Source organism: Xanthocytophaga agilis, assembly GCF_030068605.1.
GTDB lineage: Bacteria > Bacteroidota > Bacteroidia > Cytophagales > 172606-1 > Xanthocytophaga > Xanthocytophaga agilis.
The window spans coordinates 153,041-165,695 of record NZ_JASJOU010000011.1 but is presented as its reverse complement, the minus strand read 5'-3'; the positions used below and the strand labels follow the sequence as shown (position 1 = coordinate 165,695).

The window sequence follows — 12,655 nt, the reverse complement described above, 5'->3', positions numbered from 1 at the left end:
AATTGTAAATCGCCCAAATTAAGAGTCTACATACCATGGCCTGGAGATTACCAACTGATTTTTTAGAAGTTAAACAGCATGTACTGCAACATATTTATCAGTGCAGTCTCTCAAATGAAAAACAAATATATGGATGGTTTGGTGAGTACATATATAAACTTTCTACTCAAGGTTGGTCCCGTTGGGATATTTATAGACTTATGCATGACTTACTGGAAGAACCTATGGATGAAGCTTATGAAACAGATATCAATGAACTAGAAACATCCCTTGTAGGCAATTGTTCTTCTGAGTGTATTATCAGGTTATATGGAGACCCCAAATCCACAGAATTACTGAAATCCTATGTAGGAAGTGGACAATGGAGGATGGAAGAATAAATATAGATAAAGCTCTACCGTTCTTTAGTGTATTCAGCTTTTCTAAAAGTTATAAAACAATAAGTATTTTAGAATCGACATAGTATTCTGGATTGTCTGTTAGTAGTTACAGATCAAGCGAGATTGCTCAAATAAAATAGACGAATGAGGTTATCATAAAAGACAGAGCAAATCATACTCTATTACTTTTATAAGTTGTTTTGACTCAGAAGCTGCAGATTTTGAACAACTTATAAAAGTAATCGTATATTGAACAGGGTGATTTTATTCGCTATGTGAGTTTCAAAATGTTGATAACAAGTGGGTTATCTTCGTTTTTACGCCAGTATAGATACAACGGAATCTCAAAAGGAATTTTGATGAATCGGATATTAGGGGGAGCCTGCTGAGCAAATGAGAAAGGAAGAATAGCAATACCCAGTCCTTTCGCTACCAGAGATAATACAGTTGACCCAAAATCAGATTCATAGGAGATGACGGGGTTGATCTGGTAATGGTTAAAAATGCTAAAAATTGTTTCCGGAAAAACATACCCATGTTGTAATGTTGGAAGTACGAACCGTTGTTGTTTCAGAAGATCTGAAGTCAGATCTTCTGCGGATTGAATAGGATGATTTATAGGAACTGCAAATCCAAAGTTTTCTTTCCAGACCAGTTTTGATTCAATAAAATCAGATTTGTGCTCATATCGGCTGTAAGCAAGATCAATTTTGAATGCTTTCAAAAATTCCTCCTCCTGAGTGTACTTCAATTGCACTAGTTCCACTTTTACATCCGGATAAAGCTCAGAGATGTGGGCTAGTAAGTCTGGCAACAGATTGTGGCTGATTGATCCGGGATGATTAATGGTAAGTGATCCATATTCACCCCGGTGAATTTTTTGTGCATAACGGGTACTATACGTTAGTTGTTGCAGAAGAGGCTCCCATTGCTGGTAAAGGAACTTTCCAGCTGCCGTAAGCTCCACCTTTCGTTTACTACGGGTGAATAATGCTAGATTGAGCTCACTTTCAAGTGATTGTATTTGCCTGCTCAAAGCTGACTGGGTAATATTTAGTTTAAAGGATGCCCGCCAGAAATGTAATTCGTCTGCTAAAGTGAGAAAAGAGGTAATTTGTTGAATATCCATGAGTTGTATGATTAATGCATTTTACGCATCAATGCTTCCAAAAATAGCATTTTTCTGCATTACCTAAAAAGATACATTTGCTAAATCATCAACAACCATACAAACTTTAAACGGGTATTATCACAATGTATAGTTTCAAAAATGATTACAGTGAAGGGTGCCACCCAGCCATTCTACAGGCATTGATGGAAAGTAATGGAGAGCAGCATAGTGGATACGGTTTTGATATGTATTCTCAGCAGGCTGCTGATTTGATTCGTGAAAAGCTCGAAAGTCCGTCTGCTGCTGTTCATTTTATTTCTGGAGGCACGCAGGCTAACCTGACGGTTATTGCTTCTATACTGCGACCATACGAATCGGTAATTGCTGTAGAAACCGGACACATTCTGGTACATGAGACTGGGGCTATCGAAGCTACAGGTCACAAGATTGAAGCCGTACAAAGCACAGATGGAAAACTAAGATCTTCAGATATTATTGCTGTGCTGGATAAGTTTGAGGAAATTCATAAGCCGATTCCCCGGTTGGTGTATATTTCACATCCTACTGAGATTGGAACACACTATAGAAGAGAAGAATTAATTGCATTATCTCAATGCTGCCGTGAAAATGGTTTATATCTGTTCATTGATGGAGCTCGGCTTGCTTCCGGTCTTTGTGCCAGTGATATTACTTTCCCGGATCTGGCAAGATATACAGATGTATTTTATATTGGAGGTACCAAAAGTGGTGCATTGCTAGGTGAAGCTATTGTGATCAATAATCCTGTATTACAGCAAAACTTTATCTATAATCTTAAACAGCGGGGAGCATTGCTTGCAAAGGGAAGATTATTGGGTATTCAGTTTAAGGTTTTATTCAGCAATGATCTGTTTTTAGAGATTGGAAACCATATGAATCAGATGGCTGCTAAACTGGCTAATGCTTTTCAAGAACTAGGTTATTCCTTTCTGACAAATTCACAAACCAATCAGATTTTTCCAATACTTCCTATTTCAGTAATAGAGAAGCTACAGAAAAAATACGACTTCTATATCTGGCAAAAAATGAATAGCCGGGAGTCTGCCATTCGTTTGGTGACCAGCTGGGCTACAAAAGAGGCTATGATTAATCAGTTTATTGAAGATTTATATATAGCCAGCGAAGTTGAGAAAAAAGAAGTTTGTGAAGTACGATGAAACCTGCATAAATTCTAAATATACAAAAGACCAGCTTTTTATAAGGCTGGTTTTTTAATATCCTCTTTATTCTTCGCATAGCTTCTTTAATAAGCCAAGAGTTACATTCCAGTAAAATTCGAGATGCCAGTAAATAGTTTCTGTTGGAAAATTAGTTAGTGTCAGATATAATTCTGTTCGATCGTCTGAGGCTATTAACTCAAATTGAATAATAGTGTAACTTTCAGGAGTATCTGGAAGCTTGGAAAGTGAACTCAGATGAGTATATTGAAGAATACGTTCTTGTTCGGCCTGCAAGATTATCCCTTTGTTTTCAAAGTATTCGTCATGTAAATATCCCCTGATTACAATTGGCTTGCCTGTTTTCCAATTGGAAATAACCTCAACTTCTGTATCCAATATCCATTTTCGAATCCATTCTGGTTGTGTAAGTACTTGCCAGACCTTTGAGGTAGTAGCATTGATTCTCATTGATTTATGGATTTCAGATTTGGTTACAGATTGCATACCACAAAGTGTTAAAATGGGATGTTATCAGTAGGTTATAGTTGTAAAACCATACAATTAACATTGGTTCCATGCGTAAAGCAAAATAGAGAAAAAGAAGATTGGTATCTGTAAACCTTCATTTGGTATAATTAATTTTTATACCCACACTTTTCTTTTCATTTTTTATCATGGATTTGCTGTGTACTTACCTCTATAAGTTGTAGCAGATACTAAACCATCAGAAAATTATTTGGATAACTTTTGCATAAACAACCCACATGAAAGCAATTATTGTATTTGATGGAGACTGTGTCTTCTGTAACAAATATGTTCAGTTTGTTCTGAATCGGGACGAACAGGCTTATTTTAATTTTGCCTCTTTACGATCTGAAATAGGAGAGAGGTTGCTGGAAGTAGCTCGTATTGGCTGTAGTGATGGCTTGGTCCTATTTGAAGAGGATCGAAAGTATGTTGGGTCTGAAGCTGCACTCAGAATATGTCGTCACCTGCAAGGTGGATGGCCGATATTGTTTGGATTAATCTATCTGCCACGCTGGATTCGGGATGGGATTTACAGATGGTTTGCACGTCAACGTTATTTACAGGGAGAAAATATTAATTGCCTTATCTTGACTCCTGGTGAAAGAGCTCGTTTTATTGAATAAATTTATGAAACGCCTGACAATAACTGAGATTTTATACTCTTCTATCGTCAGGCTTTGTGCTTGCAGGCCAGGCTATTTCTTAGATTAGATCTGATTGGTTGTTCGTATCTTACTCTCCTGCATAAGTTTGGAATGATAGTATTGATATAGAAAATCATAAATAACCATTTCCTGCTTTCGGGGTTGTGAACGAAATACACGATTCAGAAACATATGAATATGGCTTCCTACCAGGCTTTCCCAATGTTGGGATGAAAAATGTGGTTTTAACTGGCTGATAGTTTCTCTTGTCATTTCACTTCTGTTTTTCCATATATCTGCAATGGGAAATAGGGAATGTTTCTGATCTGGTGTAGTTTCCAGTAGAGTTCGTATGTAGTTTTTTTCTAGTCTGTACTTCTCTCCCAACGATTTTCTGGAAGATGATGTATGCAGATTAAATTCGTTCTTAAAGCTTGTTTGTAAGTTAAAAAGTAGTTTCTGTTTCTCTTGAAGATACAATCCAAAATCTGTAAGCCATTGGTCTGTTCCCCAGAGTGCAGCCTGCCATCGAATTTCATCTGGTTCCGGATCTACTGCTAGTGTGTCCAGCAATGCGAGTGTGGCTATGCTATCATGGTAGAATAAAGTTTCACTTTCTTCTATAGATGAGTCTCCATATCGCTCCAATTCCCGTTGATATGTATCTGTCTGTATATTGAAAATCAGATTACTACTTAAATAAGGTTGTAGATAGGTATATAATTTTTGAAGGATCTGCCCTGTTCCTGCTTGTATTTCATGAAAACGAATCCTCAGATGAAAGTTTGGATCTGCATAGCGGATAAAGAACCATTTATCAATCAACTTTCCTTCTAGGAGCTCTTCTGACAGAGGCTTAATAACTGTAAGCAATAGTTCATCGGCTGTATTGATTCCACAATATATCTTGACATATGTCCATTCGGAACCAGGAGGAAAACTTCGTGTGATGGTAGTTGCTGGAGGTGTATTTGGGATTGAATTTACTGATACAGGATACTGAATTGGTAAAATAAATTCATGTGTAAACTTTCCATCCGGACCTTCTACCCATACATTGTCTTGTGTAAGCAAGTTCTCTTCCACTAAAAGGGGAGTCTCTATCTGAGTTATATGTTGTTGCAAAAGTTCCAGACATAGATCATTTTGCAGATCAAGTGGCAAAAGTGCATCAGCCTGTTTAATAGTAATGTGTTGAGGAATATGTTTTGATTCTCGAAGTTGTTGAATGTATTCTTTGAGCGCATAACCGGAGAGGATTTTAATTTGATCCAAAACCGATTTGTTCAGACGCCACTGGGCTTTACTAAGTATTACTTTGTCATATTGTACACGTGGCAGATAATCTGCATGTTTTACAACTCCCCAATCCCAGCTTATCCCTCGCTGTAGCTGTTGTAACTGAAGGTCACACAGGAAATGATACGCTGAAATAGTATTGGCTGAATATAGATGAGCTGTACTCAAACGAGGAATGACTTCTTTTTGCAACCTTCTTGAATATAAAACAAGTCTGTTATTGCGAAGAAAAATATCCAGGTCTTCCAGTAAAATTGTATGTTCACTGTCTGTACCTGTAGGTGTTACTATAGGAATTTCGTAGTTGCGAAGATGTGGGCGAACAGCAATATTACCTACCCGAGCCTGATTCAGATGGACTATCTCTGCAAAAACAGCTTCTGGATGGAGTTTCTCCTCCTCCTGTGTAATTTGTCTAACATGTTGTGTCAGTTCATCACTCATATAACAGAATCGACCTAACAGATTTGCAGCCGAAGGACCCGTTGTTGCTTGGTGATAGATGGTAAAGTCTCCCTGATCGATAGCATTGGCAGATTGAGCCAGGAGGTATCCTATTGAATAGAGAGAGGCTGGCAATGCAGGAGAGTACTCTTGCATAAACGGTTTCAGATCTTTTTCACTGAGGTAAATTACTTCTTGGTGATGACGAAGTGCGTTGGTGTAATTATCGAATAGAAATTGCTGCCAGGGAGACCACTCAATGGATTGTGTGGCTGTCGTAGTAGCAGGCAACATAATATTTTCCAGAAGAGGTACAAAATCATGTGCCCCGATTTCACGAATAGGATAGCCTATACCTGTTTCAATATCCAGAGCCTGTAATAATGGTATTGACTGATTCTCATAACGATCTCTGAATGCTTCTCTAAATTTAACAAGATGAACAGGCTCATTTACAGACTGTATGGTACTTAATAGATAAATTGCCTTTTGTAGTTGTTCTGCTACAAGAGTATTGAGTGTGTTAGTAATAGAGGATTTATAGACATCTACCTGAAAGAGTTTTGTTGTATCAAATGGCAATCCAAACTGGGCTATATGAATAGAGAGGTTTTTGTAACTTTCTATTAGTGTATGAAAATCTTGTTTGTCAGTTTGTTTTATGCTAAGCAATAGCTTTTCCAGAGTAGCAGCTATGGGTTGTCCCTCACTGTATTTTTGTAATATCCTGACCAGACGACTTGTATAAGCTTCTCCTGTAATAGTAGTCTCTAGTTCGCTTATCAGTAATTGATTCTCTATCATTTGGTCGACAAAGTCAGCTGAAGGTACCTTTTCTATTCCCTGATTTTGTAAGATAAAGATTAGTTGCTGACGGGTAGCTCCTTTCCTTGCATAATCCAGTAATTGTATCAGATAAAGAGATGCATCTACATCCACCAGGTGATGATCCCGCATATTTTGGTGGATCTCGTAGATTACATATCGTATTTTTTCGCCAATCTGATAGATAGTATTATTTGGATAGTAGGTAATTACATCTTGTATAGCTGGCAGGGTAGCAATATGCAGAGACAGGACATGTATAAAATCCATGTCAAGTCGGGTATGTCTATGCCATTCTGTTGCCGGAGTGTATTCTATGCTTGTATGGTGATCCATATGCACCAGTGATAACCCTGCAAACAACCCAAAAGGAGTACAACGATAGGAAGCACGGAGCAAATATTTTGTTAGCGTTAACTCAATTTTTTTCCTGTCTTTTTCACTTTTTACTTCATCATTCAGCCATGCACAGCATTGAATATACATTTCTGGTGATGCAATGAATAAAGCCGTTTGTAAAACCGGATTCAAATAAATAGCCCGAATCTTTTCGGTTGTTAGTTGAGTTAGGGTATGGTAAGGTAGTAGGGGAGATCGAAAAATCAGGAAACCATGATTGGTTAAACTTTCGGTCATACTGAAATAAAAATTTGCCTGAGACGCATAGTACCCGGTAATCTATCCGGGAGAATCAGTAGCTACAGGTGATGGTAAAAATGATAATGGGTTATAAATAGTTATGGATACTCTATTCTGATTTGTTTTGGAGTATCGCTTTCTGGAGTTTTAATAAAAGATCATCTTTAAATTTTCCTGATATGGGAATACGTGGTGCATCTTTCAGCAAAACTTCATTGCCATCAATAGCTGTAATCATGCGTATAGTAACAATATAGGATCGATGTACACGTGCAAACAAATGAGATGGTAATCGCTCTTCCAGATCACTGATGCCACTATACGTTACAATCCGTTCGTGTTGAGTAGTATAGATAGAAACATAGTTTTTCAACCCCTCTACATAAACAATCTCGTTGAAATTAATCTTTCGCAGTTTGCCTTTATGTTCTGTTTTAACCAGAATAAAATCCATATCTGGCTGAGACGCCTGTGTTGTCAGTACTGCATTATTCCGGTTAAAATAATTTAACGCTTTTTCTGCAGCTTTGAGGAAACGGTTAAAGGGGATAGGTTTGAGTAAATAATCAATGACATTACGATCATATCCTTCCAGTGCATATTCACTATAGGCAGTTGTCAGTATTACTTTGACCTGATGACCATATAAGTCAATAAACTGGAGTCCATTCAATAAAGGCATCTGGATATCCAGAAAAATCAGGTCAATAGATTGCTGGCTCAACATCTCAATAGCTTTGGAAACAGAGGTAGTACCATCTACTAGTTTGAGATAGGGAGTTTCCTCGATATACTTGGTCAGTACATTAATTGCGGCCTGCTCATCATCTAAAATCAGACAATTGATCATCGTACTGTTATTTTAATTAAGTAAGGTTTAGAAATAGCACAAAGACTGTTATACTGAAAATATCTACCAAGGCGTTCAAACTGCAACACAGTATAAGGGCTGTTTCGCTAATTACCAAGTAGTGGAAGATTTAAATTTACATAGAATATATTGTTTTCTTCGGTTACTTCAAAGCTAAAATCACTCTTATATATGATTCTCAATTGATTCTCAATGTTTTTCAATCCCAACCCTCCCTGTGTATAATTGGGTGTTGCCTTTTTAGGATTTCCGGAATAAAAGGAGATCTCAGTCTCCGATAGACATATACGGATATGGACAGGTTGAGAGTTGTCATATACATCACCATACTTGAAAATATTTTCGACAAGAGAGATAAACAATAAGGGTGGAATCATGTGTTGATCTTCGTATTCTTCGCCTTCAATGTCAAGATGCACCTGAAGCTGGTCGCCAAACCGATAACATTGTATTTTGATATAGTTCCGAATATAATCAAGTTCCTGTCCGATAGGGACCAGTGACTGCTTGCCTATTTCGGTTACATTTCGTAGCATGGTAGATAAGGCCATGATGGAATCAGCTAGTCTGGGAGATACCTGAAGTGCATCAGAAAAAAAGAAATTAAGTGTATTATAGAGAAAGTGAGGGTTTAACTGTGATCGGAGAAAGGCAAGTTCTGCCTGTGCTCTTTCCCGCTCCAGTGTGGCAAATTCCTGCTCAATTTTGCGTTTGTGTTGTTCCAGTTGAACAGAACGCAAGGCAAACCAATAGCCATAGCTAAACAATATGTATTGGCAAGCTATCCAGATAGAGTCTGGTAAAAATTGCTCCATCATTACATAGTTTTTTCGATATGCATCAATAATATGAAGCATTGGAAATACATACGTAAAGAGAACGTACCGAATCATAACATACGCACATATCAGCAGTACAGTATAAAACATCAGTTTTATATACTTGCGTTTATGCATACAGGGAATTATAACAAAATAAACATTTACATAAAACAGAACAGCAACCAAAGCATAGGTGTAAAACATCTGCCCCAGTTCTATTTGTCGCAACTGATTTATGAATAATAAAAAATTATTGACCAGAAGATATAGTATCCATACACTGGCATGAATCAAGACTGTTTTCCAGTGTTGCTGGAACCAGTGTTGTAGTTGTTTCATATAGGGCTTTTCAGGTACTGATATAGGAAAAAGGCAGCTTGGTATAATTGATTTTCCGGATTGAAAGAAAACCTGCAACTTTCATTCAATAAATAGCACAAGCAACATGTTTTATCACGTTACAAACAAACAAAATTTTATGAAAACAAATACAACCACTTCTGCTTTGACTTCAATCCGTGTTAAAAAAGTAGCTCGTTTGACAAGTATCCCTGCACTGACTGGCGAAAACCAGCCTTTCAGCAACCAAACTATTGGTACTGTATTGACAACGGGAATATAAGAAATTTATATCTATGATACAGGGAAGAGCCACCTGTAATGGATGTCCTTAGCGTAAATGGGATAGGTATTTTAGGAATCGCTTTAATAATGGAATATCTATTCAACTTACACAAAAAACACTGATGAATATGCAAGCACCATTAGTAGAGAGAATGGCTTCAGAATTGACAAGTCTGAGCCTGATTCCTGACTCAGATTTATCGACGGCAGATACCTGGTTATGGCATATCTGGCAACAGGAACTCGAACTTGATCTGTTGCAGGATATTATTCATACGGAAGACTGGAGACCCGCATCACAGTTGATTCCTCTTCTGACAGGATGCCAGACATTGTATCAATACCAGTTACACAAAAAAGAAACTATTCGAAAAACGTTACTGGATTTTGAGCTACAGCTTTACCAGGAGGTAATGCAACGAATTCAGGAGCAGAAGCTTGGATATTGCCAGGGAAGTACGGCTATTTTGCACTATTTTCTGAGTAACCAAACATCGACACCACATATAAAGGAAATGCAGCATCGTTTGCTTTCCCAGTTATGCCGTCATTGGTTACCCATTGGGAGTGAGCCGGTTACTGACCTAACTCTTGAAAGTGGGTATGCTGGATATATATTACTTCTGGTACGTTTACTGATGAAGTCACAAGCTTCACCCGCTTTGACACAGCATCAGGGTACGTTGATGAAGATAATTGACCAGTATATATATTATCTGTATGCTCATCAGCTGGATATAAATACCATGCAGAATCAGAATGCTCTTTTTCCTGTCCAAGTAAGTGACTCAGAATGGGTGACTTCTGATACACTAAGCTGGTCTGCTGGCGATCTGATACAAATATTGGTTTTGTATGAGGTAGGACAGCTCCAGAAAAGAAGAGAGTTAATAAAATGGGCTGATCGGTTGGCTGGATTTATACTCAGTCAACGGATGCATATGCAAAAGCAATCCGATTCTCTGTGTATGGGTTTAACTGATGGCATAGCCGGATTAGTGTTATTTTATCGACACTTACATTCACTTACACAGCAGGAGCGATTTTTTAAAGAAGGAAGTTTCTGGTTAGGAGAGCTTTGGCAGCGGTATATACGTGAGCAAAGCAATGAAGATAATTCTTTGCTTACAGGAAATTTAGGTGTATATGCTGCAATCAGACAGTGGACAATGGGTAATTTAAATACTAGTCTATTGTTTCTATAGTAATCTTGCACTTTTTAATATCTTTTTTATATTTTTTATCTGAGTTCTCTCCGCCAGAATGCTTTGAAATTGCTTAGACATTATTGCCAACGCTCCTCTTCACTACAAATTGCCAGCCTGATCCTTACAGCACCTAACTGTTGGATCAGGCTGGTGTTTTTATGGTATCTTTATCAAGAAGCTGTAAGCAAAATATTGTTTGTGAGATAGTGACATTGCCTCGTTTAAAAGTTATTGGTGGTAGCTTATTTCCTTATGTCTCAAATCTCAGATGGTGCTCTCAATGCTATTTGTCGGGCTTCTCTACAGAAATGAGAAAAATCTGTGTACCCAAGATGACTATAATCGCATTGACTTCCTTTGGTACGATATAAAGATATGCCTTGTCTAAATCGTATGAGTTTTTGACAATATTTAGGTGAAAGTGCTAATTCATGATCAAAGTGACGATGAAGGGTCCGATAGCTTACAGATAAGTTATCTGCTATTGTTTCAATACTTTGGGTAGGGTAGTGTGAAAATAATGAGAGTGCTGTCTGGATTAGATTAAATGCATACGAAAAACTAAAATACTGATGGTTCTTGAAATAAGTTTCTGCACAAGCTATCCGTTGCTCAAAAGTTGATGTATTGCCTATCTGTTCTGTCAATTCATTTTTCCATACATTTTCTGGTGTACTTTGTGCATTAAGTAGTTCTCCTGGTAGGAACCCTGTAAGCTTTTCCAATACTCCAGGTTGTAGCTTAATGTAAAATGCGTGTTTCTGATATGGAAAAACAGAACACAAAGGATAGGTAAACGCTCCAAGTAATTGGGTGCCTTTCAGGATAGTCTCTTTTTGATATTGTTGTTCTGTGCTGATCCAGGTTGAATTGTTGAGTGAAAAACAAAATAGGCCATGTAAGCTGGGTATAGAGTATAGATGAGTAGATGTTGTCTGATTTATTGGACTTTTAACCTCAAAATAATAAGCAATAAGTTTACGCAAGGCAGGTGAGGGCCAGGCAATCCGGATAAATTCCTGCTTCTCAGTTTCCAGTACAATACGACCTTTCATTTGATCTTTGATTTACATACCTTATTCAGTAGAAAACAGAATTTTATAAAGCAATTCTGTTCCCAACCCACTAATCAACATACGTTCTTTTTTGTTTTGCAATAATTTTTGTGACCAGTCTACAAATCCTCCATCAGCTACTTCCCATGTTTGGTCATTTGTTACTACCATGATCTTAAACTGTATTCCCTGATAATAGGCATTCTCTGTGTCAGGTTTCAGCCATTCAACAGGTACAGATGTATTCAATTCTTCTAATACCTTTGCTATTCGTTCCTGTAGTAAAGATAACGCAGAGTACCCTTCACGCAAATATAGTTTTACCTTTATTGATAAATGCAGATGATCTGCAAGCAGGGCTTTGTATAATTTCAATTGTTCTAGGATTACAAATGTCTCAAATTGACAATCACCCTGATCTCGTCCTGATACTACACAACCCAGGATGGCAAAATGTGGACTGAATTTTGCATTTTGGATTGGAGGTGTTCGCAAATGCCGATGTGTGGTAAACAGCCGCAATGTGTCCTTATCAGTGGCAGGTACCCATTCTCTTGTTTGTTTGCGACGACAAATTTCCAGCGCCATTGCATTGGTTATATCTGCCATTACTTCCATACCTCTTATCGCTGAAAGTATTTTGTTTTGATGTACTGTTCCTACTACTGAACAACTTCCCAATGGAGCTACCGGAGAAAGTATGATATCCTGAAATCCAAATGCATGAATAATTTTCTGCAGGCTAAGTTCAAACTCACTAAAGGCAACAAGAGGCAACTGTGAAGGCATGGCAAAACGACTATGCTGGTATTGTTGTAGCAACATAGGAGGTGATGATTGAGCTGCACGTTGAGCCATAAGGGTTAGCAACAATGTATTTAGCTCTGATCCTGAGATATTCTCACCTAATTTTTCCAATAAATCCGGATAGCCCAGTTTATGAAGTATCTTTTGTAAGGCAACAGCATCTGGCTGAGTAGGTTCTTTCTGGGATTGGCTCATATTTC

General features: G+C 37.7%; 12 protein-coding genes. 5 read left to right on the top strand and 7 right to left on the bottom strand.

From position 1 onward, the window contains the following. Window positions 1-35 precede the first annotated feature (35 nt). Window positions 36-380 carry a hypothetical protein gene (locus QNI22_RS26760; protein ID WP_314515473.1) on the top strand — a complete coding sequence of 115 codons (345 nt, stop codon included), beginning with the start codon at window positions 36-38 and terminating at the stop codon, window positions 378-380. Between the two features lie 271 nt (window positions 381-651). On the opposite strand, the gene QNI22_RS26755 is transcribed toward QNI22_RS26760, so the two are convergent. Then, entirely contained in the window at window positions 652-1,509 is an 858-nt protein-coding gene (locus QNI22_RS26755) for a LysR family transcriptional regulator (protein WP_314515471.1), read from the bottom strand. Window positions 1,510-1,634: 125 nt separating this feature from the next. Here QNI22_RS26755 and QNI22_RS26750 point away from each other — a divergent pair, with 125 nt between their 5' ends. Beyond that, a complete protein-coding gene (locus tag QNI22_RS26750) occupies window positions 1,635-2,687 on the top strand; it encodes a threonine aldolase family protein (protein ID WP_314515468.1) in 1,053 nt (350 codons plus the stop codon). 66 nt (window positions 2,688-2,753) lie between these two features. On the opposite strand, the gene QNI22_RS26745 is transcribed toward QNI22_RS26750, so the two are convergent. Further along, window positions 2,754-3,194, bottom strand: coding sequence for an SRPBCC family protein (locus QNI22_RS26745; protein ID WP_314515465.1), 441 nt, complete (start codon window positions 3,192-3,194; stop codon window positions 2,754-2,756). Between the two features lie 260 nt (window positions 3,195-3,454). On the opposite strand from QNI22_RS26745, the gene QNI22_RS26740 reads away from it, so the two are divergent. After that, entirely contained in the window at window positions 3,455-3,841 is a 387-nt protein-coding gene (locus QNI22_RS26740; RefSeq protein ID WP_314515463.1) for a thiol-disulfide oxidoreductase DCC family protein, read from the top strand. Between the two features lie 84 nt (window positions 3,842-3,925). Here QNI22_RS26740 and QNI22_RS26735 read toward each other — a convergent pair whose 3' ends face one another. From QNI22_RS26735 to QNI22_RS26725, 3 genes are all read right to left on the bottom strand, one after another. Continuing rightward, window positions 3,926-7,066, bottom strand: coding sequence for a lantibiotic dehydratase (locus tag QNI22_RS26735; RefSeq protein WP_314515461.1), 3,141 nt, complete (start codon window positions 7,064-7,066; stop codon window positions 3,926-3,928). A gap of 112 nt (window positions 7,067-7,178) precedes the next feature. After that, entirely contained in the window at window positions 7,179-7,919 is a 741-nt protein-coding gene (locus QNI22_RS26730; protein ID WP_314515460.1) for a LytR/AlgR family response regulator transcription factor, read from the bottom strand. A 107-nt stretch (window positions 7,920-8,026) separates the two neighbouring features. Then, window positions 8,027-9,100, bottom strand: coding sequence for a sensor histidine kinase (locus QNI22_RS26725; protein ID WP_314515459.1), 1,074 nt, complete (start codon window positions 9,098-9,100; stop codon window positions 8,027-8,029). Window positions 9,101-9,239: 139 nt separating this feature from the next. On the opposite strand from QNI22_RS26725, the gene QNI22_RS26720 reads away from it, so the two are divergent. Beyond that, window positions 9,240-9,383 (top strand): hypothetical protein, encoded by a 144-nt coding sequence (locus QNI22_RS26720; protein WP_314515457.1) that lies wholly within the window; start codon window positions 9,240-9,242, stop codon window positions 9,381-9,383. Between the two features lie 130 nt (window positions 9,384-9,513). Then, window positions 9,514-10,590: a lanthionine synthetase LanC family protein gene (locus QNI22_RS26715; protein ID WP_314030404.1), complete on the top strand. Its 1,077-nt coding sequence runs from the start codon at window positions 9,514-9,516 to the stop codon at window positions 10,588-10,590. Between the two features lie 260 nt (window positions 10,591-10,850). Here the strand turns inward: QNI22_RS26715 and QNI22_RS26710 are convergent, their stop codons facing one another. Next, window positions 10,851-11,648 carry a helix-turn-helix domain-containing protein gene (locus QNI22_RS26710; protein WP_314515455.1) on the bottom strand — a complete coding sequence of 266 codons (798 nt, stop codon included), beginning with the start codon at window positions 11,646-11,648 and terminating at the stop codon, window positions 10,851-10,853. A gap of 21 nt (window positions 11,649-11,669) precedes the next feature. Beyond that, complete coding sequence (locus QNI22_RS26705; RefSeq protein ID WP_314515453.1) at window positions 11,670-12,650, bottom strand: hypothetical protein; 981 nt, start codon at window positions 12,648-12,650, stop codon at window positions 11,670-11,672. Window positions 12,651-12,655 lie beyond the last annotated feature (5 nt).

Excerpts from the sequence above, each read along its gene's own strand:
- QNI22_RS26760 (WP_314515473.1), top strand. The coding sequence starts at position 36 with ATGGCCTGGAGATTACCAACTGATTTTTTAGAAGTTAAACAGCATGTA.
- QNI22_RS26720 (WP_314515457.1), top strand. The coding sequence starts at position 9,240 with ATGAAAACAAATACAACCACTTCTGCTTTGACTTCAATCCGTGTTAAA.
- QNI22_RS26715 (WP_314030404.1), top strand. The coding sequence starts at position 9,514 with ATGCAAGCACCATTAGTAGAGAGAATGGCTTCAGAATTGACAAGTCTG.
- QNI22_RS26755 (WP_314515471.1), bottom strand. The coding sequence starts at position 1,509 with ATGGATATTCAACAAATTACCTCTTTTCTCACTTTAGCAGACGAATTA.
- QNI22_RS26745 (WP_314515465.1), bottom strand. The coding sequence starts at position 3,194 with ATGCAATCTGTAACCAAATCTGAAATCCATAAATCAATGAGAATCAAT.
- QNI22_RS26750 (WP_314515468.1), top strand. The coding sequence starts at position 1,635 with ATGTATAGTTTCAAAAATGATTACAGTGAAGGGTGCCACCCAGCCATT.
- QNI22_RS26730 (WP_314515460.1), bottom strand. The coding sequence starts at position 7,919 with ATGATCAATTGTCTGATTTTAGATGATGAGCAGGCCGCAATTAATGTA.
- QNI22_RS26705 (WP_314515453.1), bottom strand. The coding sequence starts at position 12,650 with ATGAGCCAATCCCAGAAAGAACCTACTCAGCCAGATGCTGTTGCCTTA.
- QNI22_RS26710 (WP_314515455.1), bottom strand. The coding sequence starts at position 11,648 with ATGAAAGGTCGTATTGTACTGGAAACTGAGAAGCAGGAATTTATCCGG.
- QNI22_RS26735 (WP_314515461.1), bottom strand. The coding sequence starts at position 7,066 with ATGACCGAAAGTTTAACCAATCATGGTTTCCTGATTTTTCGATCTCCC.
- QNI22_RS26725 (WP_314515459.1), bottom strand. The coding sequence starts at position 9,100 with ATGAAACAACTACAACACTGGTTCCAGCAACACTGGAAAACAGTCTTG.
- QNI22_RS26740 (WP_314515463.1), top strand. The coding sequence starts at position 3,455 with ATGAAAGCAATTATTGTATTTGATGGAGACTGTGTCTTCTGTAACAAA.